Annotated in this window: 27 protein-coding genes and 1 riboswitch; of the genes, 16 read left to right on the top strand and 11 right to left on the bottom strand. The window is 70.6% G+C overall.

Annotation, left to right across the window (positions count from 1 at the left end):
• Positions 1-37 precede the first annotated feature (37 nt).
• Positions 38-134, top strand: a riboswitch (glycine riboswitch).
• A 172-nt stretch (positions 135-306) separates the two neighbouring features.
• Positions 307-3,192 (top strand): aminomethyl-transferring glycine dehydrogenase, encoded by a 2,886-nt coding sequence (gene gcvP, locus JIX55_RS09740; RefSeq protein ID WP_257562908.1) that lies wholly within the window; start codon positions 307-309, stop codon positions 3,190-3,192.
• A 117-nt stretch (positions 3,193-3,309) separates the two neighbouring features.
• On the opposite strand, the gene JIX55_RS09735 is transcribed toward gcvP, so the two are convergent.
• Together JIX55_RS09735 and JIX55_RS09730 are read right to left on the bottom strand one after the other, a co-directional pair.
• The gene (locus JIX55_RS09735; protein ID WP_028796697.1) at positions 3,310-3,510 is read right to left on the bottom strand and encodes a DUF5999 family protein; all 201 of its coding nucleotides are present in this window, start codon (positions 3,508-3,510) and stop codon (positions 3,310-3,312) included.
• Positions 3,511-3,907: 397 nt separating this feature from the next.
• Positions 3,908-4,492 carry a hypothetical protein gene (locus tag JIX55_RS09730; RefSeq protein ID WP_257562907.1) on the bottom strand — a complete coding sequence of 195 codons (585 nt, stop codon included), beginning with the start codon at positions 4,490-4,492 and terminating at the stop codon, positions 3,908-3,910.
• A gap of 569 nt (positions 4,493-5,061) precedes the next feature.
• On the opposite strand from JIX55_RS09730, the gene JIX55_RS09725 reads away from it, so the two are divergent.
• Both JIX55_RS09725 and JIX55_RS09720 read left to right on the top strand, forming a co-directional pair.
• Positions 5,062-6,576 carry a glutamate--cysteine ligase gene (locus tag JIX55_RS09725; RefSeq protein WP_257562906.1) on the top strand — a complete coding sequence of 505 codons (1,515 nt, stop codon included), beginning with the start codon at positions 5,062-5,064 and terminating at the stop codon, positions 6,574-6,576.
• Positions 6,577-6,663: 87 nt separating this feature from the next.
• Positions 6,664-7,464, top strand: a complete 801-nt coding sequence (locus JIX55_RS09720) for a CPBP family intramembrane glutamic endopeptidase (protein WP_257562905.1) — start codon at positions 6,664-6,666, stop codon at positions 7,462-7,464.
• 63 nt (positions 7,465-7,527) lie between these two features.
• Here the strand turns inward: JIX55_RS09720 and JIX55_RS09715 are convergent, their stop codons facing one another.
• Positions 7,528-8,337: a PhzF family phenazine biosynthesis protein gene (locus JIX55_RS09715; protein WP_257562904.1), complete on the bottom strand. Its 810-nt coding sequence runs from the start codon at positions 8,335-8,337 to the stop codon at positions 7,528-7,530.
• Positions 8,338-8,587: 250 nt separating this feature from the next.
• Positions 8,588-9,367 (bottom strand): SDR family NAD(P)-dependent oxidoreductase, encoded by a 780-nt coding sequence (locus tag JIX55_RS09710; RefSeq protein ID WP_257562903.1) that lies wholly within the window; start codon positions 9,365-9,367, stop codon positions 8,588-8,590.
• A gap of 222 nt (positions 9,368-9,589) precedes the next feature.
• Between JIX55_RS09710 and JIX55_RS09705 the strand changes: the two genes are divergently transcribed.
• Positions 9,590-10,222, top strand: coding sequence for a PadR family transcriptional regulator (locus JIX55_RS09705; RefSeq protein ID WP_257562902.1), 633 nt, complete (start codon positions 9,590-9,592; stop codon positions 10,220-10,222).
• A gap of 99 nt (positions 10,223-10,321) precedes the next feature.
• Here JIX55_RS09705 and JIX55_RS09700 read toward each other — a convergent pair whose 3' ends face one another.
• Positions 10,322-10,750 (bottom strand): type II toxin-antitoxin system Rv0910 family toxin, encoded by a 429-nt coding sequence (locus JIX55_RS09700; RefSeq protein WP_257562901.1) that lies wholly within the window; start codon positions 10,748-10,750, stop codon positions 10,322-10,324.
• 263 nt (positions 10,751-11,013) lie between these two features.
• Between JIX55_RS09700 and JIX55_RS09695 the strand changes: the two genes are divergently transcribed.
• Together JIX55_RS09695 and JIX55_RS09690 are read left to right on the top strand one after the other, a co-directional pair.
• Positions 11,014-11,598 (top strand): peptidase, encoded by a 585-nt coding sequence (locus JIX55_RS09695; protein ID WP_443046398.1) that lies wholly within the window; start codon positions 11,014-11,016, stop codon positions 11,596-11,598.
• A 75-nt stretch (positions 11,599-11,673) separates the two neighbouring features.
• Positions 11,674-12,681 (top strand): EamA family transporter, encoded by a 1,008-nt coding sequence (locus JIX55_RS09690; RefSeq protein ID WP_257562899.1) that lies wholly within the window; start codon positions 11,674-11,676, stop codon positions 12,679-12,681.
• A gap of 374 nt (positions 12,682-13,055) precedes the next feature.
• Here JIX55_RS09690 and JIX55_RS09685 read toward each other — a convergent pair whose 3' ends face one another.
• On the bottom strand, positions 13,056-13,748 hold the full coding sequence (locus tag JIX55_RS09685; RefSeq protein ID WP_257562898.1) for a pyridoxamine 5'-phosphate oxidase family protein: 693 nt from the start codon (positions 13,746-13,748) through the stop codon (positions 13,056-13,058).
• A 35-nt stretch (positions 13,749-13,783) separates the two neighbouring features.
• On the opposite strand from JIX55_RS09685, the gene JIX55_RS09680 reads away from it, so the two are divergent.
• Entirely contained in the window at positions 13,784-15,115 is a 1,332-nt protein-coding gene (locus JIX55_RS09680; protein ID WP_257562897.1) for an aminotransferase class I/II-fold pyridoxal phosphate-dependent enzyme, read from the top strand.
• A gap of 34 nt (positions 15,116-15,149) precedes the next feature.
• Here JIX55_RS09680 and JIX55_RS09675 read toward each other — a convergent pair whose 3' ends face one another.
• Positions 15,150-16,079 carry a DMT family transporter gene (locus JIX55_RS09675; RefSeq protein ID WP_257562896.1) on the bottom strand — a complete coding sequence of 310 codons (930 nt, stop codon included), beginning with the start codon at positions 16,077-16,079 and terminating at the stop codon, positions 15,150-15,152.
• A gap of 75 nt (positions 16,080-16,154) precedes the next feature.
• Here JIX55_RS09675 and JIX55_RS09670 point away from each other — a divergent pair, with 75 nt between their 5' ends.
• Positions 16,155-17,066, top strand: coding sequence for a LysR family transcriptional regulator (locus JIX55_RS09670; RefSeq protein ID WP_257562895.1), 912 nt, complete (start codon positions 16,155-16,157; stop codon positions 17,064-17,066).
• Between the two features lie 96 nt (positions 17,067-17,162).
• On the opposite strand, the gene JIX55_RS09665 is transcribed toward JIX55_RS09670, so the two are convergent.
• Positions 17,163-17,630 (bottom strand): pyridoxamine 5'-phosphate oxidase family protein, encoded by a 468-nt coding sequence (locus JIX55_RS09665; protein WP_257562894.1) that lies wholly within the window; start codon positions 17,628-17,630, stop codon positions 17,163-17,165.
• A 106-nt stretch (positions 17,631-17,736) separates the two neighbouring features.
• On the opposite strand from JIX55_RS09665, the gene JIX55_RS09660 reads away from it, so the two are divergent.
• The gene (locus JIX55_RS09660) at positions 17,737-18,402 is read left to right on the top strand and encodes a cysteine hydrolase (RefSeq protein ID WP_257562893.1); all 666 of its coding nucleotides are present in this window, start codon (positions 17,737-17,739) and stop codon (positions 18,400-18,402) included.
• A 14-nt stretch (positions 18,403-18,416) separates the two neighbouring features.
• Here the strand turns inward: JIX55_RS09660 and JIX55_RS09655 are convergent, their stop codons facing one another.
• Positions 18,417-18,899, bottom strand: a complete 483-nt coding sequence (locus JIX55_RS09655; RefSeq protein WP_257562892.1) for a Rieske (2Fe-2S) protein — start codon at positions 18,897-18,899, stop codon at positions 18,417-18,419.
• A gap of 201 nt (positions 18,900-19,100) precedes the next feature.
• Here JIX55_RS09655 and JIX55_RS09650 point away from each other — a divergent pair, with 201 nt between their 5' ends.
• The 7 genes from JIX55_RS09650 (at position 19,101) to JIX55_RS09620 (ending at position 25,246) form a co-directional block, all read left to right on the top strand.
• Positions 19,101-19,856, top strand: a complete 756-nt coding sequence (locus tag JIX55_RS09650) for a HipA family kinase (protein ID WP_257562891.1) — start codon at positions 19,101-19,103, stop codon at positions 19,854-19,856.
• Positions 19,853-20,263 (top strand): DUF3037 domain-containing protein, encoded by a 411-nt coding sequence (locus JIX55_RS09645; protein ID WP_257562890.1) that lies wholly within the window; start codon positions 19,853-19,855, stop codon positions 20,261-20,263. Before JIX55_RS09650 ends, JIX55_RS09645 begins: the two co-directional genes overlap by 4 nt.
• A gap of 175 nt (positions 20,264-20,438) precedes the next feature.
• Positions 20,439-21,200: a 3-oxoacyl-ACP reductase FabG gene (gene fabG / locus JIX55_RS09640; RefSeq protein ID WP_257562889.1), complete on the top strand. Its 762-nt coding sequence runs from the start codon at positions 20,439-20,441 to the stop codon at positions 21,198-21,200.
• Positions 21,201-21,212: 12 nt separating this feature from the next.
• On the top strand, positions 21,213-21,980 hold the full coding sequence (locus JIX55_RS09635; RefSeq protein WP_257562888.1) for an SDR family oxidoreductase: 768 nt from the start codon (positions 21,213-21,215) through the stop codon (positions 21,978-21,980).
• Between the two features lie 188 nt (positions 21,981-22,168).
• Positions 22,169-23,752, top strand: a complete 1,584-nt coding sequence (locus JIX55_RS09630; RefSeq protein ID WP_257562887.1) for an ABC transporter substrate-binding protein — start codon at positions 22,169-22,171, stop codon at positions 23,750-23,752.
• 132 nt (positions 23,753-23,884) lie between these two features.
• Positions 23,885-24,568: a uracil-DNA glycosylase gene (locus tag JIX55_RS09625; protein ID WP_257562886.1), complete on the top strand. Its 684-nt coding sequence runs from the start codon at positions 23,885-23,887 to the stop codon at positions 24,566-24,568.
• Positions 24,569-24,724: 156 nt separating this feature from the next.
• Complete coding sequence (locus JIX55_RS09620; protein ID WP_257562885.1) at positions 24,725-25,246, top strand: hypothetical protein; 522 nt, start codon at positions 24,725-24,727, stop codon at positions 25,244-25,246.
• Positions 25,247-25,306: 60 nt separating this feature from the next.
• Here JIX55_RS09620 and JIX55_RS09615 read toward each other — a convergent pair whose 3' ends face one another.
• Both JIX55_RS09615 and JIX55_RS09610 read right to left on the bottom strand, forming a co-directional pair.
• On the bottom strand, positions 25,307-25,810 hold the full coding sequence (locus tag JIX55_RS09615; RefSeq protein WP_257562884.1) for a hypothetical protein: 504 nt from the start codon (positions 25,808-25,810) through the stop codon (positions 25,307-25,309).
• A 186-nt stretch (positions 25,811-25,996) separates the two neighbouring features.
• A complete protein-coding gene (locus JIX55_RS09610) occupies positions 25,997-26,509 on the bottom strand; it encodes a DinB family protein (RefSeq protein ID WP_257562883.1) in 513 nt (170 codons plus the stop codon).
• Positions 26,510-26,511: the final 2 nt, after the last annotated feature.

Genomic DNA, 26,511 nt, shown 5'->3' with positions numbered 1-26,511 from the left:
CGTGCGTCGACCGCGCTGATACGCTGGCAACGGCTGCTGACCCCGTGCGGGAGAGTCCTCCGGACACCATTCGGAGGCGCCGAAGGAGCAAATCCTCCCCGGAATCTCTCAGGCCCACGTACCGCACGGACGAGGTCACTCTGGAAAGCAGGGCGGGTGTCACGGCTTCCGCTCTCACCGACGGTGAAAACCGGTTCGTACCTGGACCGGTGAAGCTCTCAGGTTGAGATGACAGAGGGGGAGGCCGTCCGGGCACCCGTGCCGTGGTGCCCCTCGAAGGTCGTGTCAGACCAGGAGGCCTCCGCAATGACCGCCCACCGCATTCCGCTCTCGGAGCTCGAACAGGGAATCCCCTTCGAGCGGCGCCATATCGGACCGGACGTCGAGGCCCGGGCCAAGATGCTCGCGCACGTCGGATACGGCTCGCTCGACGAGCTGACCGCCGCCGCGGTTCCAGATGTGATCAAGAACGCCGAGGCGCTGGACCTGCCGGGCGCACGTACCGAGGCCGAGGTCCTCGCCGAGCTGCGTTCCCTCGCGGACCGCAACCAGGTGCTCGGTTCGATGATCGGGCTCGGGTACTACGGGACGTTCACACCGCCGGTGATTCTGCGGAATGTGATGGAGAACCCGGCCTGGTACACCGCTTACACGCCCTATCAGCCAGAGATCTCCCAGGGGCGGCTCGAGGCGCTGCTCAATTTCCAGACCATGGTCGCCGATCTCACCGGGCTGCCCACCTCCGGGGCCTCGCTGCTCGACGAGGGAACCGCCGCCGCCGAGGCCATGGCGCTGTCCCGGCGCATGGGGAAGAACAAGAAGGGGCTCTTCCTCGTCGACGCGGACACGCTGCCGCAGACGATCGCCGTGATCGAGACCCGTGCCGAGCCGACCGGGGCCGAGGTCGTCGTCGCCGACCTCAGCGCCGGGATCCCGGCCGACCTCGCCGAGCGTGAGATCAACGGCGTGCTGCTCCAGTACCCGGGCGCCTCCGGTGTCGTGCGCGATCTCAAGCCGGTCATCGAGCAGGCGCACGAACTGGGCGCGCTCGTCACCGTCGCCGCCGATCTGCTGGCTCTCACGCTGCTGGCCTCGCCCGGGGAACTGGGCGCCGACATCGCGGTGGGGACGACGCAGCGGTTCGGCGTGCCGATGGGCTTCGGCGGGCCGCACGCGGGCTACATGGCCGTGCGGGAGAAGTTCGCGCGCAGCCTGCCCGGGCGGCTCGTGGGGGTCTCCGTGGACGCGGACGGGCACAAGGCGTACCGGCTCGCCCTGCAGACGCGGGAGCAGCACATCCGCCGAGAGAAGGCGACCAGCAACATCTGTACGGCTCAGGTGCTGCTCGCCGTGATGGCCGGTATGTACGCCGTCTACCACGGACCGGAGGGGCTGCGGACCATCGCCCGGCGTACGCATCGCTACGCCACCGTGCTCGCCGCCGGGCTTGCGGCCGGTGGGGTCGAGGTCGTCCACGGGGCGTACTTCGACACGCTCACCGTGCGGGTGCCGGGGCGGGCCGGCGAGGTCGTGGCCGCCGCGCGGGAACATGGCGTGAACCTGCACCCGGTGGACGCCGACCTGGTGTCGATCTCCTGCGACGAGACCACGACGCGGGCGCAGCTCGGCGCCGTATGGACCGCGTTCGGCGTGGAGGGGGATGTCGAGGCCCTCGACGCCGCCGCTGCGGACATGCTGCCCGAGGCGCTGCTGCGCTCCGACGAGTACCTCACGCACCCGGTGTTCCACGAGTACCGCTCCGAGACCGCGATGCTGCGCTACCTGCGCCGGCTCGCCGACCGCGACTACGCGTTGGACCGGGGCATGATCCCGCTGGGCTCCTGCACGATGAAGCTCAACGCGACCACCGAGATGGAGCCGGTGACGTGGCCGGAGTTCGGGCAGTTGCACCCGTTCGCGCCCGCCGGGCAGGCGCAGGGGTACCTCACGCTCATCCGCGAGCTGGAGGAGCGGCTGGCGGAGGCCACCGGCTACGACAAGGTGTCGTTGCAGCCGAACGCGGGCTCGCAGGGTGAGCTGGCCGGGCTGCTGGCCGTACGCGCGTACCACCGCGCCAACGGTGACGAGCAGCGGACCGTGTGCCTCATTCCGTCCTCCGCGCACGGCACCAACGCCGCGAGCGCCGTCATGGCGGGCATGAAGGTCGTCGTCGTGAAGACCGCCGAGGACGGCGAGATCGATGTCGAGGATCTGCGGGCGAAGATCGAGCAGTACCGCGACGAGCTGTCCGTGCTGATGATCACGTACCCGTCGACGCACGGTGTGTTCGAGGAGCACGTGGCCGACATCTGCGCGCAGGTGCACGACTCGGGCGGTCAGGTGTACGTCGACGGTGCCAATCTCAACGCGCTGGTGGGTCTTGCCAAGCCCGGGCACTTCGGCGGTGACGTCTCGCATCTGAACCTGCACAAGACGTTCTGCATCCCGCACGGCGGGGGCGGGCCGGGCGTCGGTCCGGTGGCGGTGCGTGAGCATCTGGCACCGTATCTGCCGAACCACCCGCTGCAGCCCGCGGCCGGCCCGGAGACGGGTGTGGGGCCGATCTCGGCGGCGCCGTGGGGCTCGGCGGGCATTCTGCCGATCTCGTGGGCGTACGTCCGGCTCATGGGCGGTGAGGGGCTCAAGCGGGCCACCCAGGTGGCGGTGCTCAGTGCCAACTACATCGCCAAGCGGCTGGAGCCGCACTACCCCGTGCTGTACACCGGCCCGGGCGGGCTCGTCGCGCACGAGTGCATCATCGACCTGCGGCCGCTGGCCAAGGCGACCGGGGTGAGCGTCGACGACATCGCCAAGCGGCTGATCGACTACGGATTCCACGCGCCGACGATGTCGTTCCCGGTGGCCGGGACACTGATGATCGAGCCGACCGAGTCCGAGGACCTGGCCGAGCTGGACCGGTTCTGCGAGGCGATGATCGCGATCCGCGCGGAGATCGAGAAGGTCGGTTCCGGCGAGTGGCCCGCGGACGACAACCCGCTGCGGAACGCGCCGCACACCGCGGCCGCGCTCGGCGGGGAGTGGGATCACGCGTACACGCGCGAGGACGCCGTCTTCCCGGCCGGGGTCTCGCCCGCCGACAAGTACTGGCCGCCGGTGCGCCGCATCGACCAGGCCTTCGGTGACCGGAACCTGGTCTGTTCCTGCCCGCCGCTGGACGCCTACGAGGAGTAGTCACCCGCGGACACGCGTCGGGGCCGGTTCGGAGAGTGCTTCTCCGGCCGGCCCCTCGTCTGTCCGGGGCGGACGCCCTGTGCGGGGACGCTCGCCCTGTGTGCACGTCCGTGCGGTTCAGGCGGCTGTCATCACCGTGCCCATCGGGCGGTGCGGGGCGATGATCTGGCCGTCCGGCAGGAGCTCACCGGTGTCCTCGAAGAGCAGAACGCCGTTGCAGAGCAGGCTCCATCCCTGCTCCGGGTGGTGCGCCACGAGCCGGGCGCCTTCCCGGTCGGCGGATTCGGCAGTCGGGCACAGTGGCTGGTGCTGGCACATGGTTGTTGGGATCTTTCGGTTTGTCGTGTGGTCTGAGATGGCTGTTTTGTCTGTCCCGCGGCTTGAAGCCTCGTTCATGGCCGCCCCCCGTTGATAAATCGGTCCGGTCCCAGTGTTGCCCCACGGGCGTCAATCCGCAGGGATTTCGCAGCACCGCTTCTCACAGGTTGATGACGCATCGCCCGCGCGGACGGTTCATCCCAACTGCACTGTCCCTTCGGGTGGTTCGCAGTGGTCGTTTGGGGCTAGTCCGGTGGCGAGAGGGTGTGCGAATAGCTCGTACGAGCGTATTGGCGCACGGAAGAGCGGAAATTCCCGGTAGTGGGAAACAAGTGCCCCGCCACCGGGATATCGGCGGCGGGGCGCGAGCGGTACGAATGGTGAGGCGGCTCTGGGCTCAGGCGGGCGATCCCAGGAGTGGGGCGGGCGTCAGCCGGGTGGTCAGTACCGGGAGGAGATCGGCGACCCGGTGCGGGCGGTGGGCCGCGATGCCGGGCGGCGCGGGTGCCAGCGGGACCAGCAGGTCGGTCGGTGCCGGGTGGCCGGTGGCGCCGTCGGCGGTGGGGTCGGCGTGCAGCCAGAGCGTGAGCATGTACAGCTCGGGCACCGACAACAGGCGTGGCTGGTACGGCTGCTGCATGGCCTCCGCCTGGCGCAGGGCGCGCTCGGTGGAGGTGATGTACGGGCCCTCGAAGAAGTGCGAGAACGCCCATCCGTCGGGGGTCAGCCGGGTCTCGGCGGCGGCCACGGCGCGGTCGCCGCAGCGGATCAGGAACCGCCATCCGGTGAGCCGGGTGGTGCCCGAGCCCTCGGGGCTGATCCGGTCGAGTACATGGACGGGTAGCGGGAGTTCGGGTGTGACGGGGCCCTGGGCGTTCTTCAGGGAGGGGGTTCGCGCCTCGTGGACGGCGGTGGGAGAACCGAGTGCCGTGAGGACGGTGCGCAGGGCGGGCGCGGGAGCCAGGGGGACATGCAGCGGCATGATGGGTCGCCTCTCAATTCGACAGGCACGGTGGCGCGAGGGCGGGGGCGGACGGCGCTGTCAGCTCTCGGGAATCGGAGAGACGGGTGCCCGGGGTCCGACGCGTGGGTGGGGTCCGCCGTGCGTGGCCTGACGGCAGGACCGAGGACCGCGAGTGCCGACTCTCAGCCTCGTTTGCGGAGTTTATACGACCCGTGTTCACACGAGGTTTCGTCTAGCCGCTCCGGATATGAAGAGCAAGGCGGTATCCGGTCGCCGGAACATGGGCATCACCCCGTTTTTCCGTGGGGGTGCGTCGGTGACCTCGGATTACCGCAGCGTAGCGGACGGCCGGTTCTCGTCGGCGCTTTTCACGAAAGCGGAACGGACAGAAAGCGCATGCTCATTCATGCCCGCTGAATGTGCCAGAAGCACGCCGAGTGAATAAGGTCGGAGGTGACTCGACTGAGCCTAGCGGGCGCAGGTCGGGCGCGGGACGTTATCGAAGGCTCTGCCGGGGCATCATCATCCGTGGACCCGGGACAGCAGCGGCCGGTCGTCGGCCTGCCCATCCAAGGAGGGACACCTAGATGGGAGAGAAGGTCGTGGCGGGGCCGTTCGGCCTCTCCGATCGCCAGCAGTACCGCGACAAGCTGCGGCAGTGCCTGGCGGGGCTGGCGCGGCTGCTGGAGGAGAAGAGGTTCGACCGCCCCAAGAACCTGATGGGTGTGGAGATCGAGTTGAACCTCGTCGATGGCGACGGTCTGCCGAGAATGATGAATGCGCAAGTACTTGAGCGGATTGCGAGCCGAGATTTCCAAACAGAACTCGCCATGTTCAATCTGGAAGTCAACATAGCTCCACATCGGTTGGGCGGTCGGGTATTCGACCAGCTTTCCGAGGAGCTGCGTACCTCCCTCGCGTATGCCGACCGGAAAGCGGTCGAGGTGGGCTCGGGAATCGTGATGATCGGCATTCTGCCCACGCTCGGTCGTGATGACCTGGTCTCCTCGAACCTCTCCGCGGGCGACCGCTACACCCTCCTGAACGATCAGATCGTGGCCGCCCGCGGCGAGGACTTCACCCTCGACATCGACGGGGTGGAGCGGCTCGTCTGCACCTCCAAGTCGATCGCGCCCGAAGCCGCCTGCACCTCCGTGCAGTTGCACCTCCAGGTCACACCGGGCCGGTTCGCCGATGTGTGGAACGCGGCCCAGGCGGTGGCCGCGGCGCAGGTCGCCATCGGCGCCAACTCGCCGTTCCTGTTCGGGCACGAGCTGTGGCGCGAGTCGCGGCCGCCCCTGTTCCAGCAGTCCACGGACACCCGGCCGCCCGAGCTCCAGGCCCAGGGGGTGCGGCCGCGCACCTGGTTCGGGGAGCGGTGGATCTCCTCGGCGTACGACCTCTTCGAGGAGAACCTGCGCTTCTTCCCGGCGCTGCTGCCCATGTGCGACGACGAGGACCCGATCGGCGTCCTCGACGCGGGCGGCATTCCCTCACTCGCCGAACTCACCCTGCACAACGGCACGATCTACCGCTGGAATCGGCCCGTCTACGGCATCGCCGACGGGGTCCCGCATCTGCGCGTCGAGAACCGGGTCCTGCCCGCCGGGCCGACCATCACGGACGTGATCGCCAACGCGGCCTTCTACTACGGGGTCGTACGCGCCCTCGCCGAGGAATCGCGGCCCGTGTGGACGCGGCTGCCGTTCGAGGCCGCCGCCGCCAACTTCGACGAGGCGTGCCGGCACGGCATCGACGCGCGGTTGCAGTGGCCACGTGGGCGGTACGGCGGGATGGGACCGGTGGACGCGGTGAACCTCGTACGGGACGAGCTGTTGCCGCTCGCGGAGGCGGGGCTGGACGCGTGGGGCGTCGAGCCGGTCGACCGGGACTTCTACCTCGGGGTGATCGAGGAGCGCTGCCGGCGCCGGGTCAACGGGGCGTCGTGGCAGGTGGAAACGTTCCACCAGGCTCTGGCCAAGGGCATCGACCGGAAGGGGGCGCTCGCCGCCACGACGCGGCGGTACTGCGAGTTGATGCACTCCGGGGAGCCGGTCCACAGCTGGCCGGTCGGACTGCCGGAGCCGGTGCCGCTGGGCTGAGGGGCTCTGGAGGTACGCCGCCGGAATGTTCCGGACCGTCGCGGGTGATGATGGACCCTCGGCGGGGTCGGACAACTGGAGGCGTGGGTGCAGGGGCAGGCGGAGTCGGTGGGGGATGCGGTGCCGCGGGAGCGGCCGAGCCGGCGGATTCTGAGGGACGAGACACTGCTCGTGCTCGGGCTCTCGCTCGGCGCGAGTGGGGTGTCCGCGCTGATCAGCTTCGTCGGATCGGTCACCAAGCCGGGCGGGCTGAAGGACCAGGCGGCCACCATGAACGCCTCGGCCGCGCCGGGCCGGCCCTGGCTCGACCTCGCGTGGCAGCTCTTCGGGATCACGACCGCCCTGGTGCCCGTCGCGCTGGTCGCGCACTTCCTGCTGCGTGAGGGCGCGGGGCTGCGCACGCTCGGGTTCGACCGTACGAAGCCATGGCCCGACCTCGGCCGGGGCGCGGCGATCGCCGCGGTGATCGGCAGCACCGGCATCGCCTTCTACCTGGCGGCCCGCGGCCTCGGCTTCAACCTCACGGTGGTGCCGGAGGCGCTGCCCGAGGTGTGGTGGAAGTACCCCGTGCTGATCCTCTCCGCGATCCAGAACGCGGTCCTCGAAGAGGTCATCGTGGTCGCGTATCTGTTGCGCCGGCTCCAGCAACTGGGCTGGTCACCGGGGAGCGCGCTCGCCGCCAGCTCGGTGCTGCGCGGCTCGTACCACCTCTACCAGGGCATCGGCGGTTTCATCGGCAACATGGTGATGGGCGTCGTGTTCGTCTATCTGTACCGGCGGTGGGGGCGAGTGGGCCCGCTCGTGGTGGCCCACTCGCTGCTCGACATCGGGGCGTTCGTGGGGTACGCGCTGCTGGCGGGGAAGGTGGGCTGGCTGCCCACGCCGTGAGAATCAGCCTTACGTCCCCCTGTCCATGCCGTGAGAATCAGCCGTACGTCCCCTGCCATACGGTCAGGCGAGGAGTTCTCCGTCGATGACCGTGACCGCCCGGCCGGTGAGCAGGGTGCGGTCGCCACGGAGTTCGGTGCGGACGAGGCCCGAGCGCCGGGAGGCCTGGAGGCCGGTGAGGTCCGGGCTGCCCAGGCGTTCGGACCAGAAGGGGGCGAGGGCGGTGTGGGCGCTGCCTGTGACCGGGTCTTCGTCGATGCCGACGTTCGGGTAGAAGCAGCGCGAGACGTAGTCGTGGCCGGCGGCGGGGTCCGCGGCGCGGGCGGTGGCGATGAGGCCGCGCTCGGAGTAGCGGCCGAGGGCCCGCAGGTCCGGGGCGAGGCCCAGGACCGTCTTCTCGTCGGCGAGCTCGACCAGCAGGTCACCCACGTGGGGGCCGGTGTCGAAGGCGCTGAGCGGCTCGGCGCCCAGGGCCTCGGCGACGCCGTCCGGGACCGGGACCGGGGTGAGGGGCGCGGTCGGGAAGTCGAGGGTGAGGGAGCCGTCCGGCCGGGGCGTGGCGATGAGGGCACCGCTGCGCGTGGCGAACCGCACCGCGCCCTCGTGGTCGCCGGTGCTGGTCAGCACGTGTGCGGTGGCCAGCGTGGCGTGGCCGCACATCGCGACCTCGGCGACCGGCGTGAACCAGCGCAGTGCCCAGTCGGCCTCGCCGCCCTCGGGGAGGGGATGGGCGAACGCGGTCTCGGCGTGGTTGACCTCCTGGGCCACGTTCTGCAGCCAGGCGTCGTCCGGGAAGGCCTCGAGGAGGAGGACTCCGGCCGGGTTGCCGGAGAAGGGGCGGTCGGTGAAGGCGTCGACGATACGGATGCGCATGGTCACGACGCTAGGGGGTCGGCGAAGCCGCAGGCCAAGGCCAATTTTGGGGTGGTGGACCGGGTTTCGGGGGCCAGGCGCGTCCGGCTCGACGGGGTTGGGCGTCCGCATGCCGCTTTCGTGCGGTGTCGGGTCCCGTGCGGTGTCGGGTCTCGTACCGCGTCGGGTCTCGTACCGCGTCGGGTCTCGTACCGCGTCGGGTTTCCGGCGGTGAGGGCTTCGGACGGTGTGGTTCTCGGGCGGGGTCGGGCTAGTGGACGGAGAAGCCGCCGTCGACGAAGATCGCCTGACCGGTGATGTAGCCGGAGGAGCGGCCGGCCAGGAACACTGCGGCTCCGGCGAAGTCGTCGGCCAGGCCGTTGCGTCCGGCCAGGGTGCGGGCGGCGAGCGCGGCCACCTTCTCCGGGTCGGACGACAACCGTGTGTTGAGCGGGGTCGGGACGAAGCCCGGGACCAGGGTGTTGCAGGTGACGCCGTGCGGTGACCACTCCTCGGCCTGTGAGCGGGCCAGTGACTCCAGCGCCCCCTTGGAGACCCCGTACGCGCCGCTGCGGACGAACGCCCGGTGTGCCTGCTGGGACGTGATGTGGATGATCCGTCCGAAGCCCCGCTCGGCCATGCCGGGCCCGAAGCGCTGGCCCAGCAGGAAGGGCGCCTCCAGGTTCACGGCCATCGTGGCGTCCCACACGTCCTCGCCCAGTTCGTTCATCGGCGGACGCAGGTTGATCCCGGCGCTGTTGACGAGGATGTCGGGCTCGCCGAACGCCTGGGCCGCCTGCTCCGCCGCCGCGCGTACGCCGACTCGGGTGCTCAGGTCGCCGCTCACCCAGGCTGCCCGGCAGCCGTCCGCCGCCAGTTCGTCGACGGTGGCCGTCAGCTCCGCCTCCTTGCGCGCGACGATCACCACGCTCGCCCCCGCCCGTGCGAGAGCCCCGGTGACGGCCTTGCCGATGCCGGAGCTGCCGCCGGTCACCACGGCGACTCGCCCCTCCAGCGAGAACAGTTCGGAGAGGTAGCTGTTGGAGATCATTCCCGCACCTTAGAGGGCATGACGACGGCGACTGTGCCGGGGGGATCTCTGGCCCCCCGCCCCGGCTGCGCCGGCTTGTTGGCGGTGCGTTGATGACGTGGTCGATCGCGGTGGCGGACGCCAGCCGTCCGACCGCTCTCCTTTCAGAGGGTTGTCAGGCGACAGGTTCCGATATATCGTTGAGGCATCGCGACAGATCAACGATGGAATGGAGTGATTGCGATGCGTTCCCGTGGACAGGACTTCGGATTCGAGCGTGGACATGGACGCCGTGGTGGGGAGCACCCCCGCGGCCGAGGTGACGGCGAGGCGCTGCGCGCCGCCTTCGGGTCCTTCGGGCCGGGCCATGGTGGTCCCGGGCCGTTCGGACCCTTCGGTGGGGGCCCCTGGGGTGGGCGCGGCGGACCCAGGGGGAGGGCGCGGCGTGGTGACGTACGCGCGTCGATCCTGGCTCTCCTCAAGGACAGGCCCATGCACGGCTACGAGATGATCCAGGAGATCGCCGAGCGCAGCGGCGGGGCGTGGAAGCCCAGCCCCGGCTCGGTGTACCCCACCCTCCAGCTGCTGGAGGACGAGGGGCTGATCGCCAGTGAGACCGAGGGCGGCAAGAAGCTGTTCGCGCTCACCGAGGCAGGCCGCACCGCGGCCGAAGACGGACCCGAGGCCCCCTGGGAGGAGGCCTCGCGCGGGGTCGACTGGGAGGCGCTGAGCGAGATCCGGCAGGCCGGCTTCGGTCTGATGGAGGCGTTCGGCCAGGTCTGGAAGACCGGCGACAAGGACCAGCGCGACAAGGCGCTGGCGGTGATCAACGAGGCCCGCAAGAAGCTGTATCTGATCCTCGCCGACGAGGACTGACGGTCAATGGTGGGTCACATGTGAGAGCGCCCCGCGGAGGTTTCCGCGGGGCGCTCTCATGTATGCCGGTCGTGTGCGTGGTGCGGTAGGGGCGCGGGGTTACGTCACCAGGCCGCCCAGCTTGCGCAGCGACTCGCCCAGCGCCGCCGTGGCGGAGTCCTTGAGCCTGCCCGCCATCAGGGAGACGGCCGCGCCGGTGAACCGGCCGTCGATGCGGACCGTGGTGGCGTCGCCGTCGGGGGTGAGGGTGTAGCGGGTGGCGAGGTCCACGGCCATCGGGCCCTTGCCCTGAATGGCCAGAGTGCGGGCGGGCTCCAGTTCGGCGATGGTCCACTCGACCTCCGCCGGGAAGCCCATGAGCTTCAGGTTCTCCTGGAAGGTGCCGCCCACTTCGAGGGTCTCCGGGCCGCCCTTCGGGAAGCCGGTGTGGGTGGTGTTCCACTCGCCGTACGCGGACCAGTCGACGAGCCGGGCCCAGACCTGCTCGGCGGGTGCCTCGATGCGTGCCTCGGCGCTGACATCGGCCATGCGACAACCCCTTCGTCTCGGACGGTGGTGTCGCGGAACGTAGCCCCGGGGCCCGGAACATTCAATACTGATGAACTGTCAGAAATGGGTGTCGGCCGAGCGCCTGGTTCACCTGCCGGATCAGTGCCGCGTCGAAGAGGTCGGGGGCGTACACCCGGTACACGTACGGCCTGGGGCGGGACGGCTGGATCTCATCCGCAGGGAGGAGACGAGGGTCGTCCTTACGCAACCTGCGTCGGACGCGAAGATGCTTCCTTTCGTGGATGACCCGGGCCGGTGGGACTGATGAGGTGGAGGACGTGCGACCCCGTATTCCCCGGCAGTCAGCCGTAGACCATGGTCCGAACCATGTGGAGATCGAGGGCAGGCTCACCGATGAGCTGGCCTCGGTGGTCGCCGGTGCGCGCAGACGGGCGCTCCGCGACGGGGACCGGCAGATCGACACGGCCCATCTGCTGCACACGCTCCTGGAGTCCGACCCCGAGGTCCGCGCCGTCTTCGACGGCCCGCAGGTCGCCCGGCTGCTCGGCTATCTGGTGCAGCGGAGCATCGGCTACGGGCTGCGCTGGCAGATCGGGATCGAGGACGCCGGTGCCGTACCGGGCGTGCCGGGCACGCCCGGGTGGTCGCCGGTGGCGGCCCGGGCGATGACCCAGGCGTACGACCGCGCCGTGCGGCGGGGCGAGTGGCTGGCCCACGGCATCGACCTGCTCGCGGTGCTGGTCGGGGCTGCCGGGTCGCGGGCCGTGGAGGTGCTGGGCAACGTGGGTGTCGAGGCGGGAGTCGTGGCGCGGCGGATCGCGAGGACGGGCGAGGGGTACGTGGTGGATGGGGACGGGGGCCGCTGATCCGCGCCCACCTGCGGTCCAGTCGGTGAGACAGGTGTCATCGAAGGTGACGCTCCTGTCGTTGGCTGTCATCATGTGCCGGTGTTTACGTCTCAGGGGAGTCAGGGGCAACGCGGGCGGAGTGTCGGGCTGGTGCTCGCGCTCGGGTCCGCGGTCGCCTTCGGTGGATCGGGTACCGCGGCCAAGCCGCTCATCGAGGCGGGGCTCGACCCGCTGCACGTGGTGTGGCTGCGGATCGTGGGCGCCGCGCTGGTGATGCTGCCGTTGGCCGTGCGCCACCGGGACCTGGTGCGCCGGCGGCCCGCGCTGCTCGTCGGCTTCGGGCTGTTGGCCGTGGCCGGTGTGCAGGCCTTCTACTTCGCCTCGATCTCCCGCATCCCTGTCGGCGTCGCCCTCCTCGTGGAGTACCTCGGGCCGGCGATCGTTCTCGGCTGGGTGCGGTTCGTGCAGCGGCGGCCGGTGACACGGGCCGCGGCGGTCGGGGTCGTCCTCGCGGTCGGCGGCCTCGCCTGTGTCGTCGAGATCTGGTCGGGGCTGAGCTTCGATCCGCTGGGGCTGCTGTTCGCGCTCGGGGCGGCCTGCTGTCAGGCCGGGTACTTCGTGCTGTCCGACCAGGGGAGTGACGCGGGGGCGGAGGCGCCGGATCCGCTCGGGGTCATCGCCTACGGGCTGCTCGTGGGTGCGGTGGTGCTCACGGTGGTGGCCCGGCCCTGGGGGATGGACTGGGCCGTGCTCGGGGGGACGGTGCGGATGGGTGGGACGCCGGTTGCCGCGTGGTTGCTGCTCGGGTGGGTGGTGCTGATCGCCACGGTGGTGGCGTACATGACCGGCGTGGTGGCTGTGCGGCGGTTGTCTCCGCAGGTGGCGGGGGTGGTGGGGTGTCTTGAGGCGGTTGTCGCGACCGTGCTCGCGTGGGTGTTGCTGGGGGAGCATCTGTCGGCGCCGCAGATTGTGGGTGGGGCGGTGGTGTTGGCCGGAGCGTTTGTCGCGCAGCGGTCCACGCCGTCGAAGGGGGCGCCGCGGACGGTGGCGGCCGGTGGGGAGAGGGTTGAACCCGAGCTGTCGGTGGGGCCTGGTCGATGACGCCGTTGGGGATCTGCGGTCTGCGGACCGCGGGTTGCGTGGGGCTGCTCGCGCAGATTCCCGCACCCCTTGAAAGTCGCGTCCAGCGGGGCGGCGGGCAGATGCCTCGCCCGTGAGGTGGGGCCTCACTTGACCGGTGGCCATATGCCCCGTCGGCTGAGTCGGCGTGGGCTCGCTGCCGTGTCGCGGGGGCCGCCTCGGGCTTTCAGCCTAGGGCAGACCGAGCAGCTGCCGCGCGCCCGCGGCAGGCTCCGCCTGCGCGCTGATTCGCCGTCCGGGCCGCAACGCGGTTCTGGACCTCCTCCGGGGCGGGGGCGCGTACTTGGACTTCCCCCCTGGCCGCCGGTCGTCGCGCGTGGCCTCCCAGAGGTGGGTCAGCGCTGCAGCGCCCTCAGGTAGTCGGGGAGTTCGGTGCCGGGGGCCAGGTCCGGGTCCGGGATCGGGGTCTCGTAGCCCTTGCGGAGGGGGACGACGCCGGCCCAGTGGCGGAGGGTGAGGTCCTCGGGCTCGTCGTTGACGCCGCCGGTGCGGGTCTTGGCCGAGACCTCGTTCAGGTCGAGGCGGATCACGGCGGTGGCGGCGAACTCCTTGGGGTTGGCGGGGCGGGAGTCCCGCGAGCGGCCCGGGACGACGTGGTCCACGAGGGCGTCCAGCGCGATGCGCCGCTCCTCGGGGTCGGTGACCTGATGCGCCGTGCCGTGCACCACCACCGAGCGGTAGTTGATCGAGTGGTGGAAGCCGGAGCGGGCCAGGATCAGTGCGTCCACGTGCGTGACCGTCAGGCAGACGGGGAGCCCCGGGTCGGCCTGGCCCGTCATCCGCAGCGGGCGCGAGCCCGTCGAGCCGTGCACGTAGAGCGTCTCGCCGACCCGCCCGTACAGCGTGGGCAGTACCACCGGGGCGCCGTCGCGGACGAAGCCGAGGTGGCAGACGTATCCCTCGTCGAGTATCGAATGCACCAACTCCTTGTCGTACGAGGCCTTCTGCGCGGCCCGGGTCGGGACGGTGCGGTCGGTGGCGGTGTAGGCGTCGGGCTGCGGTGTCGTCGGCTGCTGAGGCCCCGGCATTGCGTCCTCCATTGTACTAGTGCATAATCTTCTTTGTGCTAGGAGAATACATGATCACGGGGCGGCGCGCAGCGGAGATCGCGGCGAGTGTCGAGCAGGCGGTGGGGGCGGGACAGCTGGAACCCGGTCAACTGCTGCCGCCCATGCGGGAGTTGGCCGAGCGGCTCGGGGTGAATCCGAATACCGTCGCGGCCGCCTATCGCACGCTGCGCGAGCGCGGGGTCATCGAGACCGCCGGACGGCGGGGGAGTCGTGTGCGGCCCCGGCCGGCCACGACGGGGCGCGAGTACATCCGGGTGGACGTGCCGGAGGGGGTGCGTGACCTCGCCGACGGCAATCCCGACACGACGCTGCTGCCGCGCCTCGCGGAGGTGTTCGCGGCGGCCGCCGAGCAGAGCGACCGCGAGCCGGTGCTGTATGGATCGAGCCCCGTGGAGCCCGAGTTGGTGCGGATCGCGCGGGCCGACCTGGACGCCGACGGGGTGCCGGACGGGCCGGTCACCGTGACCTCCGGGTCGCTCGACGCCATCGAGCGGGTCCTTGCCGCCCATCTCAAGCCCGGGGACGCCGTGGCTGTCGAGGACCCCGGGTGGGGGAGCGTGCTCGACCTCGTGCCGGCGCTCGGCCTGCGGATCGTCCCGGTCGGCGTCGACGACGACGGGCCGCTCACGGACGACGTACGAACGGCGCTGGAGGGCGGGGCGCGGGCCCTGATCATCACCGACCGGGCGCAGAACCCGACCGGCGCGGCCGTCGGCGCCGCACGCGCGCGTGCCCTGCGATCCGTGCTCAGGGGGCATCCGGAGACCTTGCTCATCGAGGACGATCACGGCTACCGGATCGTCGACCAACCCCTCCATCCGCTGGCCGGCGTCACCCACAGCTGGGCCTTCGTGCGCTCGGTCGCCAAGGCGTACGGCCCCGATCTGCGGCTCGCGGTGCTCACCGGGGATGCCGCCACCGTCGATCGGGTGCGGGGACGGCAGCGGCTGGGCCCGGGCTGGGTGAGCCGGCTGGTGCAGCGGGCCGTCGTACGGCTGTGGGCCGGTGGCTCGGTGGACGCCTCGGCCGTGGCGGCGGCGTACGGGCGGCGGCGGGAGGCGCTGATCGGCGCCCTCGCGCGGCGCGGGGTCGAGGCGCACGGGGTCAGCGGGATGAACGTGTGGATCCGGGTGCCGGACGAGACCGGCGCGGTCGCCCGGCTGCTGCACGCCGGCTGGGCCGTCGCCCCCGGCGCCCGCTTCCGGATGAGCGCCCCGCAGGGGATCCGGATCACCGTCTCCACCCTCACCGAGGAGGAGATCGGGAGGGTGGCGGACGCGGTGGTCTCGGCGATCGGGCCGAGGCCGAGCAGGGGTTATGCGTGACGGCAGAGGTCACCTACGGCGGAGGGACGCGAGGTCATTTACGCGGCCTGGCCTGCGTCAGTGCCGCGCCCGCCAGGACGATCGCCGCGCCGACCGGGGTCGACCAGGCCAGGGACTCGCCGAGGAGCGCGACGCCGGCGGCCGTGGCGATGACCGGGATGAAGTAGGTGACCATCTGGGCGGTCGTGGGGCCGACCTCGGAGACGAGGCCGTACTGGACGAGCATGGCGACACCCGTGCCGAGGGCGCCCAGGGCGACGACCGCGAGAAGCGGCAGGACGGGGAAGCTGCTCGGCAGGGTCGTGAACAGCGGGGTGACCAAGGCCAGTTGGGCGGTGGCCAGCAGGAGTTGGGCGCCGGTGAGGGAGAGGTGCGAGTCGGTGGTGCCGGCCAGGGTGCGGCGGACGTAGATCCAGCCGATCGGGTAGCTGAGGGAGGCCAGCAGGGCCATCGCGGTGCCGCCGGCGTCCAGGCCGTTGAAGCCCTGCCAGGCTCCGAGCACGGTGAGCACACCGAGGAAGCCGAGACCGAGACCGGCGACCCGCACCCGGGTCGGGCGGTCCTCGGAGAGGGCGACCAGGGAGAGGGCCATGCCCCACAGGGGTGAGGTCGCGTTGCAGATGCCCGCCAGCGTCGAGGGGATTGTCAGCTCCGCGTAGGCGAAGAGCGAGAACGGCAGCGCGTTGAGGAGAAAGGCCGCCACCGTGAGGTGCGCCCAGGTGCGGGCGCCGCGCGGCAGCCGCTCCCGCTTCACCGCCATCGCCGCCGCGAGGACCAGCGCGCCGAACAGCAGCCGCCCGAAGGTGACCTGGAAGGGGGCGTAGGCCGCCGTGCCCACCTTGATCAGAAGGAAGCTGAAGCCCCAGACGAGGGAGAGGAAGGCGAAGCGCAACCGCCAGTCGACGGTGGAGCGAGGGCGGTCGGGGACACGGACGGAGGCTCGGGCGGTCGTGGCGGTGGTCATGTCCGCCACCATGGCGCGGAACGATCTCGTAGCACAAGCGAGAATTAGTGAGCTGAATCTCGTAGCATTACTTATATGTTGAACCTGGAGCGCCTGCGCACCCTCGACGCCCTCGCCCGGCACGGTTCGGTCAGCGGGGCGGCCGACGGGCTGCATGTGACGACCTCGGCCGTCTCGCAGCAGATGGCCAAGCTGGAGCGGGAGGTGGGGCAGCGGCTCCTCGCCAAGAACGGGCGGGGCGTACGCCTCACCGACGCGGGGCGGCTGCTCGCCGACCATGCCGCGCGGATCCTGTCCCAGGTCGAGCTGGCGCAGTCGGACCTGGAGGCACAGCGGGGGCAGGTCGTCGGCGAGCTGCGGCTGGCCGCCTTCCCGACCGCCGTCCGGGGACTGTTTCCCGCCGTCTTCCGCGCGCTGCGGGACGACCACCCGGCGCTGCGCGTGCGCTCGCGGGAGCTCGAACCGGAACTCGCGATCAACGCGGTGATCCGGGGCGACGTCGACCTGGCCGTCGTCCTCGACTGGTACAACAAGCCGCTGCCCGTGCCCGAGGGGCTCGCCCGGGCGGCGATCCTCGACGACCCGGTGGAGGTGGCGCTGCCCGAGGACCACCCGCTCGCCGGCCGGGACGAGATCGACCTGCGGGAGCTGGCCGAGGAGCCGTGGGTGGCCTGGCCCGAGGGCGAGTTCTGCCACGAATGGCTGCTCTATACGCTGCGCGCCAACGGCATCGAGCCCCACATCGCCCACCGGGCCGGCGAACATCACACCCAACTCGCGCTGGTGGCCTCCGGGTTGGGCGTCTGCATCGCGCCCCGGCTCGGCCGCGACCCGATGCCCGCCGGTGTGCGGACGGTGCCGGTGCGGCACCGGGTCCACCGCAGTGTCTACGCGGTGTGGCGTGCGGACGCCGACCGGAGGCCGTCGATCAGGGCGGCGGTGGAGTCGCTCAGGGTGGCCGGGGCCGCGTGCGGGGCGCCGGGCTGAGCAGAGGGGCGACGCCGACCGTAGTCCCCGGCGGTCACTGCGATGCCGGGTGCGTGGATCCGCCGAGCACGAGGCCGACAGTCATGGACCCGCCGGTCACAGCGACCCCAGCTTGCGGAAGTCCCAGGACGCGACCGCGTCCGGTGTCAGTCGCAGCCAGGCGTGTCTGCCGTCGTGCGGTATCTCGTCGATCCCGAAGTTCTTACGGGCGAACAACCGCTCCACCTCGGCGAGTTCGGGGTTCGGCTCGCCCGTACGCGGTGCCTCGCCGACGAATTCGACGGTGCCGGACAGTTCGACGCCGCGCAGTTCGCCGTACTCCTCGCCCGCGTCGACCACGACGGCGACGCGTGGATCGCGGCGCAGCGTGGACCAGCGTCTGCTACGGGTGATCGAGTACAGCCAGAGCGAGGTGCCGTCCCAGACGAACCAGAGCGGGCTGACGTGCGGGGCCCCGTCGGAGGAGACCGTCGCGACCCGGCAGGTCCGCTGAGCGCTCAGGAAGGCGTCGAGTTCGGCGGGCTCCATCATGATCCTCCGGCCCCGGCGCTGAGTGACGGTCATGGAATCCCCTCCGCTGACGTGGCGTCAGAAGAGCATGGGTCGTCTTCCGCCCATGCGCAAGGGGCGTTACGCTCGCCCGCCCGATCGCCGACGACCAGGGGATGCCATGCCGTCGTACGGGAGTGAGTCGAAGAGGCACCGGGAGCTGAGCGGGCTCCTCGATCCCGCCACCACCGTCCTGCTCACCGTCGAGTGCCAGCTCGGTGTCGTCGGACCGGACGGCGCGCTGCCCGAACTCGCCCGGCAGGCCCGGGAGTCGGGGGCGCTCGCGCGTGTGGCCCGGCTGGTCGCCGCGGCCCACGAGAGCGGGGTGCAGGTCCTGCACGCCATCGCCGAGCGGCGGCCCGACGGGCGGGGCGCCAACCACAACGCTCGCCTGTTCCGCGCGGCCGAACGGCTGCCCGTACGGCAGTTGACGGGGAGCACGGCCGTACGCGTCGCGCCGCCCATCGAGGTCGCCGAGGAGGACCTGATCGTACGGCGGCTGCACGGGCTGTCCCCGCTGGCGGGCACCGATGTGGACGCGTTGCTGCGCAACCTGGGGTGCCGCACACTGATCGTCACCGGTGTCTCGGCCAACGTGGCCGTGCCGAACGCGGTGTTCGACGCGGTGAACCTCGGCTACACGGTCGTCGTGCCCGGGGACGCCATCGCGGGGGTGCCTGCCGACTACACCCCCGCGATGATCCGCCACACCCTCGCGTTGGTCGCCACGGTCGCGACCACGGACGAGGTGCTGGCCTGTTTCAGACGGCCCGAGCGGCGGATATGAGCTTCTGGCCGAGATCAGGCCAGCGTGATCGACTCACCGGAGACGCTGACTTTCTTGGCGGGCAGGGCCTTGGTCGCGGGGCCGCTCTGCACGCTGCCGTCGGCGATCGAGAAGTTGCTGTTGTGACAGGGGCAGTTGATCACGCCGTCGGAGATCGACTTCACCGCGCACCCCCGGTGGGTGCACGTGGAGGAGAACGCCTTGTAGGTGCCCGCCTCGGGCTGGGTGACGACGACGCCCTCGCTCTCGAAGATCTTGCCGCCGCCCTCGGGGATGTCCGAGGTCTTGGCGATCTCGGCGCCGCCGGCGCTGTCACCGCCGCTGGTCGCCTCGCTGCTCGCGCTGCCGCCGGCCTGGGAGTCGGGCGTGGACGAACTCGACGCGTCGTCCTCCGACCCGCACGCGGTCAGCGCGACGGCGAGGCCCGCGACACCGGCCGCCGCCATGACGGTGCGCCGGCCCGGGATCGAAGCGGGTTTGTTCGTTTCGCTGATCATGGTGACGGTTCCTTCCGAGATGGCTTTGCACTTTCGCCCCTGGATACGGCGACACGGTGCTTGAACGTTCAGACAGGATCCACATCTTGACCTGCCCGAGATCACAACCGCGTCAAGTGGAGCTGTCGTGAAGCTGTCGGTCGGCGGTGCCGCCGGACGGGTCGCCTCCGGGGGCTCCCGGCACGCCGGTAACCTGAGGCGATGCTCAAGGAAGTCAGCGCGACCCGGTACATCGCGCCGTTGCGCGAGGGCGGCTCGTTGCCCGGACTCGTCGAGGCCGACGACCGAGGGATGTACGTCCTGAAGTTCACCGGCGCGGGTCAGGGCCGCAAGACGCTGGTCGCGGAGGTCGTCTGCGGCGAGCTGGCCCGGCGGCTCGGACTGCGTGTCCCGAACCTCGTGACCGTCGACCTCGACCCCGTGCTGGGCCTCGGTGAACCCGACGAGCAGGTGCAGCAGCTGATCAAGTCCAGCGGCGGCACCAACCTCGGCATGGACTTCCTGACGCGCGCGATCGGCTTCGACCCGCTCGCCTTCGAGGTGGATCCCGAAGAGGCCGGGCGGATCGTCTGGTTCGACGCGCTGGTCAACAACGTCGACCGCTCCTGGCGCAACCCGAACCTGCTGATGTGGCACGGCGAGCTGTGGCTCATCGACCACGGCGCCACCATGATCTGGCACCACCACTGGCCCGGCGCCCGCACCTCCGCCGCCAAGCCGTACGACGCCGCCGATCACGCCCTCGCGCGCTTCGGCCCCGATGTCGCCGCGGCCGCCGCCGACCTCGTGCCCCTGGTCACCGAGGAGCTGCTCGCCGAGGTGACCGCCGAGATCCCGGACGTCTGGCTGGCGGACGAGCCGGGCTTCGCGTCGCCGGACGCGCTGCGGCGGGCGTACGCGGAGCCGCTGCTCGCACGGGCCGCCGGCATTCACGAACGCATCGAGGGGATCAAGTGAGCGACCGATTCCTGGGGACCGGGGCGACCGGGCAGGACGTCTACGAGTACGCGCTGCTGCGGATCGTGCCCCGGATGGAGCGCGGCGAGTGCTTCAACGCGGGCGTCCTCGTGTACAGCCGCTCCCGGGCCCTCGTGGCGGCCCGCACGCACCTCGACGAGGCCAAGCTGCTCGCCCTGGACCCCGGGGCGGACGTGGTGGGCGTACGCGCCGCGCTGCGCGCCGTGGAGGGCGTGTGCGCCGGGGGAGAGGCGGCCGGGCAGGCCGCCCGCGACGACGCCGGGCGGCGCTTCCGGTGGCTCGTCGCGCCGCGCTCCACCGTCGTCCAGGCCGGACCCGTGCACACTGGGCTCACGGCGGATCCGGCGGCGGAGGCCGAGCGGCTGCTCGACCTGCTGGTGAAATGACGGACTGGTGCGCGGCGGACCCCGGTGAGAGGCCGACGTAAGGGATCACACCTGGTGGAACGTTGACACCGGGTGCCAGGACTTCTAGCGTCACGTGTGCTGAAGGTACTAAGCGGTCGCTCACCCCATGGAGGGCGCCGCAGGAGCCGCATCCCAAGGGCGAGGAGAACCAGCAATGTCCACCACTGAGCAGCGTGTCGCCGTGGTCACGGGTGGCGCGCGCGGCATCGGCGCCGCGACCGCCGTACGACTGGCCGCCGAGGGGCGGGCCGTCGCGGTGATCGACCTCGACGAGGCCGCGTGCAAGGACACCGTGGAGAAGATCACCGCCGCCGGCGGCAAGGCGCTCGCGGTCGGCTGCGACGTCTCCGACGAGGCCCAGGTCGAAGCCGCCGTCACCCGGATCGCCGAGGAGCTGGGCGCCCCGACCATCCTGGTGAACAACGCGGGCGTGCTCCGCGACAACCTGCTGTTCAAGATGAGCGCGTCCGACTGGGACACGGTCATGAACGTGCACCTGCGCGGCGCCTTCATGATGGCCAAGGCCGTCCAGAAGTACATGGTCGAGGCCAAGTTCGGCCGGATCGTCAACCTGTCCTCGTCCTCGGCGCTCGGCAACCGCGGCCAGGCCAACTACTCCGCCGCCAAGGCCGGTCTGCAGGGCTTCACCAAGACCCTCGCCATCGAGCTCGGCAAGTTCGGCGTCACCGCCAACGCCGTCGCGCCCGGCTTCATCGTCACCGACATGACCGCCGCCACCGCAGCCCGGGTCGGCATGGGCTTCGAGGAGTTCCAGGCAGCGGCCGCGACCCAGATCCCCGTGCAGCGCGTGGGCCGGCCGGAGGACATCGCCGGCGCCATCGCCTACTTCACGGGCGAGGACGCCGGATTCGTCTCCGGCCAGGTGCTGTACGTCGCCGGCGGACCGCTCAACTAAGGGATCAGGAACATGACTTCGGTGGAACTCCCCGAGCTTTCGGGCAAGGTCGCCCTCATCACGGGCGCCAGCCGCGGCATCGGCTACGGCATCGCCGAGGCCCTCGTCGCGCGCGGCGACCGGGTGTGCATCACGGGCCGCAACGAGGACGCCCTCAAGGAGGCCGTCGAGCAGCTCGGCGCCGACCGCGTCATCGGCGTCGCGGGCAAGGCCCACGACGAGGCCCACCAGGCGCTCGCCGTCGAGCGCACGATGGAGGCCTTCGGCCGCGTCGACTTCCTGGTCAACAACGCCGGTACGAATCCGGTGTTCGGCCCGATCGCCGACCTCGACCTGAACGTGGCCCGCAAGGTGTTCGAGACCAACGTCGTCTCGGCCCTCGGCTTCGCCCAGAAGACCTGGCACGCCTGGCAGAAGGACAACGGCGGCGCGATCGTCAACATCGCCTCCGTCGCCGGTGTCTCCGCCTCGCCCTTCATCGGCGCGTACGGCATCAGCAAGGCCGCCATGATCAACCTGACCCTGCAGCTGGCGCACGAGTACGCGCCGAAGGTGCGGGCCAACGCGATCGCGCCCGCCGTGGTGAAGACCAAGTTCGCCCAGGCCCTGTACGAGGGCCGGGAGGCGGAGGCGGCGGCGTCCTACCCGCTCGGCCGGCTCGGCGTGCCCTCCGACATCGGCGGCGCCGCCGCGTTCCTCACCTCCGAGCAGTCCGACTGGATCACCGGCCAGACGCTCGTCGTCGACGGCGGTATCTTCCTCAACGCCGGGGTCGGCTGACAGAGTGCGGTGGGCGCCGGTGCGCGAAATCACCGAACATCTCCGGCGCCCGCCCGCACCCCTCACGAGGACTCGACAAAACCGTCACAAGCGGACCGATCAAGAGCTGTGCCAGCCGGGCGGGAACGGCTCGGGGGGCCTGCGGTATCGTTCGGCCACTTGTGTACGGCATTTCGAGGAGCATGCACGTGTTCAACCGGAACCGATTTTTGCCGCCACTCGCGGTGATCGCGTCCATATCCATGGTGACCGGGTGTGGTGTGTTCTCCTCGGATGCCTCCGAAGACGCGGACCCGATCATCGTGGGGACGACCAGCGCGCCGAGCACCCTGGACCCGGCTGCGGCCTGGGACAGCTCCTGGGAGCTGATGCGTAACGTCTACCAGCCCCTTCTGGGCTACTCGCCCGGGGGGACCGAACCCGAACCCGACGCCGCCGAGAGCTGCGAGTTCACGGACACCTCCAGCACCGTGTACACGTGCACGCTGCGCGAGGGTCTGAAGTTCTCCGACGGGCACGCGCTGGACGCCAAAGCTGTCAAGCACTCGTTCGACCGGATCAAGAAGATCAACGTCAACGGTGGCCCCGCGGGCCTGCTGAGCACCCTCTCCCGGGTGCAGACGAAGGGCGACCGCGAGGTCGTCTTCCACCTCAGCCAGCCCGACGCGACCTTCCCCCTGGTGCTCACCACGCCCGCCATGTCGATCGTCGACCCCGAGGAGTACCCCGCGGACAAGCTCCGCGAGGACGGGGACATCGCCGGCTCGGGTCCCTACACGCTCTCCTCCTACGAAGACGGCGAAAAGGCCGAGCTGGTCCGCAACGAGAACTACAAGGGCCTGGCGGAGCTCAAGAACTCCGCGGTGACCATCCGGTACTTCCAGCAGTCGGACGAGCTGGTCAAGGCCCTGAAGGACAAGGAGATCTCGGTCATCTACCGGGGCCTCGGCGCCTCGGACATCGTGGACATCCAGGCCAACCACGACGAGGCGGGGCTCCAGATCGTGGAGAGCCCCACCACCGAGATCAGCTACCTGGTGTTCAACCCCGCCAAGAACACCTGGACCAAGAACCCCGCGGTTCGCAAGGCGGTCGCCCAGGTCCTCGACCGCCCGGCGCTCGCCCACAACATCTACAAGGACACCGTCGAGCCGCTGTACTCCATGATCCCCAGGGGTCTGGTGGGCCACACGACGGGCTTCTTCGACGACTTCGGCAACCCCAGCGCGACCAAGGCGAAAGCCATCCTCACCGAGGCGGGCATCACCGAAACGGTTCCTCTCACGCTCTGGTACACCACGGACCGTTACGGCTCCCAGACCAAGCCGGCCTTCGAGGAGCTGAAGCGGCAGCTGGAGGCGTCCGGTCTCTTCAAGGTCACGCTGGAGAGCCGCCCCTGGAAGACCTACTCGGAGGGCTACCGGAAGGGCGAGTACCCCGTCTTCGGGCGTGGCTGGAACCCCGACTTCAACGACGCCGACAACTTCATCGCCCCCTTCGTGGGCAAGCAGAACGCGCTCGGCACCCCGTACGACGCCCCCGAGATCACCGACGAGCTGCTGCCGGCGTCGCGTGCGGAGAGCGACCGCGGGGCCGTGTCCGAGGAGTTCGAGGAGGCCCAGCAGATCCTCGTGGACGACGCGCGGCTGATCCCGCTGTGGCAGGGCAAGGCGTACACGGCCGCGAACGTGGAGATCGCCGGTCTGGAGAACGTCATCGACCCCGCGACGATGATGCTCATGTGGCAGCTGTCCTGGAAGACCAGCTGGTAATTGCCGGTGCCGGGCCCCGCTGTCAGTGGGCGCCTGTAGGTTCTGTGCTCTGACGACGGCCGCGCCTCGCGCGGCCGTCCATGGCCGCGTTGTCCGCGGCCGTGAAGTGAGCGCACACCGGAGGAAGTTGACGTGACCGACATCGCCATGCTGCCCGAGTCCTGGCGCGGGGTCCTGGGGGACGAGCTTCAGCAGCCCTACTTCAAGGAACTCACCGAGTTCGTCGAGGAGGAGCGTGCCAAGGGTCCCGTCCATCCTCCGCGCGAGCAGGTCTTCGCCGCCCTCGACGCCACGCCGTACGAGAGCGTGAAGGTCCTGATCCTCGGCCAGGACCCGTACCACGGCGAGGGCCAGGGTCACGGTCTGTGCTTCTCCGTGCGGCCCGGTGTGAAGACCCCGCCGTCCCTGCGCAACATCTACAAGGAGATGCAGGCCGAGCTGGGCACCCCGATCCCGGACAACGGCTATCTGATGCCGTGGGCCGAGCAGGGCGTGCTGCTGCTCAACGCGGTCCTCACGGTCCGCTCCGGTGAGGCCAACTCGCACAAGGGCAAGGGCTGGGAGAAGTTCACCGACGCCGTGATCCGCGCGGTCGCCGACCGTCCCGACCCGGCGGTCTTCGTGCTGTGGGGCAACTACGCGCAGAAGAAGCTCCCGCTGATCGACGAGGAGCGCCACGCGGTGGTCAAGGGCGCGCACCCCTCGCCGCTGTCCGCCAAGAAGTTCTTCGGCTCCCAGCCGTTCACGCAGATCAACGAGGCCGTCGCCCAGCAGGGCCACGAGGCGATCGACTGGACGATCCCGAACCTCGGCTGACCTGCCGCCCGTCCACCGCACCTGCTCGTCCGCCCGTCGTACGGCCGCCGGGGCGCCCCCGTGGCCGTACGGAGCCGCCTGACCGGGATTGTCAGTGCCTGCCGTTAGCGTCGGCAGGGACAGGCAAGTCCGGGGGCGACGAGTGTGGAGGACGCGGTGGTGGAGCGACAGGAGCAGGTGGCGCCGGACGCCATGATGACCCGGATCGGGCAGGCGGTCATGCTGCACCACGGGGGCGACCGCGAGGAGGCCCGGGACCGTCTCGCGAAGCTGTGGACGGAGATCGGCGAGGACGGCGACCCGCTCCACCGCTGCACACTGGCGCACTACATGGCCGACACCCAGGAGGAGCCGGCCGATGAACTGGCCTGGGACCTCAGAGCGTTGTCGGCGGCCGACGAGTTGTCCGACGGCCGGGTGGCGGAGCATCACGAGGGGCTCGCGGTACGGGCCTTCTACCCCTCGCTGCATCTGAACCTCGCCGCCGACTACGTCAAGCTCGGCCGCCATGACGCGGCCCGCAGCCATCTGCGCCTGGCCCGGGGTGTGATCGGCACGCTGGGGGACGACGGCTACGGCGACGGCATCCGGGCCGCTCTCACCCGCCTGGAGACCCAGCTCGACGAGGCGGGCCCCGCCGGAGGACAGACGCCGGGGCCGCCGAGACAGCGGCCCTAGGTGTACCGCCCTGTGACGTTGGTGACGGGGCGAGCACCCGTTTCGGGGCGCCGGCTTTGCTCAACGGCCGTATACCTCCTCGCAGATGACCGCCTGTGGGGTGTCCTTGCCCCAGCCGCCGTACGTGTGGCCGAGCGCGCACACGGCGGAGTTCTTCGGCGGTTCCGTCGGGAGGGCGTCGGGGAAGGGCGGAATCTCGACGTGGGGGTGGAACCTGGGTGACGGGCCGTGCCGTTCGGGGGGATCCGGCCGCTCGTCCGGGGGCGGAGGCGGAGGCGGGGTCGGGGTGGCCGTTGGTGTGGTGGCGGGAGTCGACGCGGCGGGCTTCGGTGTCGTGGACGCGCTGGGGGTGGGTTCCCGTGGCGGGGAGATCAGCTCCAGGGCCTCCCGCGCCGGGGCCTGCACGACCTGTGTCTCGGTGGTGCCGTCCGGGCGGGGCTCGGACGGCCGGGACGGGGCGTGTGACGCCGGGGACGGGGGCGGGTGTTGCGCGGTCACGCAGCCGGTGAGGGCCGTGACGGCCACGGTGACCAGGAGCGTTGCGGTGGTGGTCGGTCGATGCACGCGCGCAACTCTGCTGTGTCCGGGCGGCTTTGGGGAGGGAGGAGGCGGAGGATGCCCCACATGGGTGACGCCCGGGCCCGCCTGCGACGCCGCGCGTCTCGTCGGAGGGCCTCGGCAGGCGTGCCGTGGACCGGGCGTTCGCAAGACCCTCGGCATGCGGGCCGCAGACCGGGCGCCCGTCTGCGTTCAGTACCCGGTGGCCCCGTCGATCCGCTCCCGGATGAGGTCCGCGTGCCCGTTGTGCCGCGCGTACTCCTCGATCATGTGCGTGTAGATCCACCGCAGGCTCGGCGCCTCGCCCGAGCGCCGGTGCACGGCCTTGCTGATGTCGTCCAGGGCGAAGCCCTCCGCGTTGCGCCGGGCGAGAGCGATCTCCGCCTGCCAGGTGGCGTACGCCTCCTCCCAGGTGTCCTCCTCGGTGAGGTGGAACTCGCCGTCCGGGTCCTCCTCGCTGAAGTAGATCGGCCCCTGGTCGTCGTCCACCAGCACCTTGCGGAACCAGATGCGCTCGACCTCCGCCATGTGCCGTACGAGCCCCAGCAGGGACAGCTCCGAGGGCGGCACCGACGCGGTCCGCAACCGGGCGTCGTCCAGGCCCTCGCACTTGATCGCGAGGGTCTCGCGGTGATAGTCGAGCCAGCCTTCGAGCATGGTCCGTTCATCGGCCGTGACGGAGGGTTCGGTGCGCCGGGTAGTCATGC

Source organism: Streptomyces sp. DSM 40750, assembly GCF_024612035.1.
Taxonomy (GTDB): Bacteria; Actinomycetota; Actinomycetes; order Streptomycetales; family Streptomycetaceae; genus Streptomyces.
This window is presented reverse-complemented; position numbering and strand designations above follow the sequence as displayed.

Coding starts and splice junctions, on each gene's coding strand:
- JIX55_RS09715 (WP_257562904.1), bottom strand. CDS start 8,337: ATGCGCATCCGTATCGTCGACGCCTTCACCGACCGCCCCTTCTCCGGC.
- JIX55_RS09695 (WP_443046398.1), top strand. CDS start 11,014: ATGACCCGGGCCGGTGGGACTGATGAGGTGGAGGACGTGCGACCCCGT.
- JIX55_RS09650 (WP_257562891.1), top strand. CDS start 19,101: ATGCTCAAGGAAGTCAGCGCGACCCGGTACATCGCGCCGTTGCGCGAG.
- JIX55_RS09725 (WP_257562906.1), top strand. CDS start 5,062: ATGGGAGAGAAGGTCGTGGCGGGGCCGTTCGGCCTCTCCGATCGCCAG.
- JIX55_RS09735 (WP_028796697.1), bottom strand. CDS start 3,510: ATGTGCCAGCACCAGCCACTGTGCCCGACTGCCGAATCCGCCGACCGG.
- JIX55_RS09710 (WP_257562903.1), bottom strand. CDS start 9,367: ATGATCTCCAACAGCTACCTCTCCGAACTGTTCTCGCTGGAGGGGCGA.
- JIX55_RS09665 (WP_257562894.1), bottom strand. CDS start 17,630: ATGACCGTCACTCAGCGCCGGGGCCGGAGGATCATGATGGAGCCCGCC.
- JIX55_RS09660 (WP_257562893.1), top strand. CDS start 17,737: ATGCCGTCGTACGGGAGTGAGTCGAAGAGGCACCGGGAGCTGAGCGGG.
- JIX55_RS09655 (WP_257562892.1), bottom strand. CDS start 18,899: ATGATCAGCGAAACGAACAAACCCGCTTCGATCCCGGGCCGGCGCACC.
- fabG (WP_257562889.1), top strand. CDS start 20,439: ATGTCCACCACTGAGCAGCGTGTCGCCGTGGTCACGGGTGGCGCGCGC.
- JIX55_RS09730 (WP_257562907.1), bottom strand. CDS start 4,492: ATGCCGCTGCATGTCCCCCTGGCTCCCGCGCCCGCCCTGCGCACCGTC.
- JIX55_RS09700 (WP_257562901.1), bottom strand. CDS start 10,750: ATGGCCGATGTCAGCGCCGAGGCACGCATCGAGGCACCCGCCGAGCAG.
- JIX55_RS09635 (WP_257562888.1), top strand. CDS start 21,213: ATGACTTCGGTGGAACTCCCCGAGCTTTCGGGCAAGGTCGCCCTCATC.
- JIX55_RS09610 (WP_257562883.1), bottom strand. CDS start 26,509: ATGACTACCCGGCGCACCGAACCCTCCGTCACGGCCGATGAACGGACC.
- gcvP (WP_257562908.1), top strand. CDS start 307: ATGACCGCCCACCGCATTCCGCTCTCGGAGCTCGAACAGGGAATCCCC.
- JIX55_RS09685 (WP_257562898.1), bottom strand. CDS start 13,748: ATGCCGGGGCCTCAGCAGCCGACGACACCGCAGCCCGACGCCTACACC.
- JIX55_RS09705 (WP_257562902.1), top strand. CDS start 9,590: ATGCGTTCCCGTGGACAGGACTTCGGATTCGAGCGTGGACATGGACGC.
- JIX55_RS09670 (WP_257562895.1), top strand. CDS start 16,155: ATGTTGAACCTGGAGCGCCTGCGCACCCTCGACGCCCTCGCCCGGCAC.
- JIX55_RS09675 (WP_257562896.1), bottom strand. CDS start 16,079: ATGACCACCGCCACGACCGCCCGAGCCTCCGTCCGTGTCCCCGACCGC.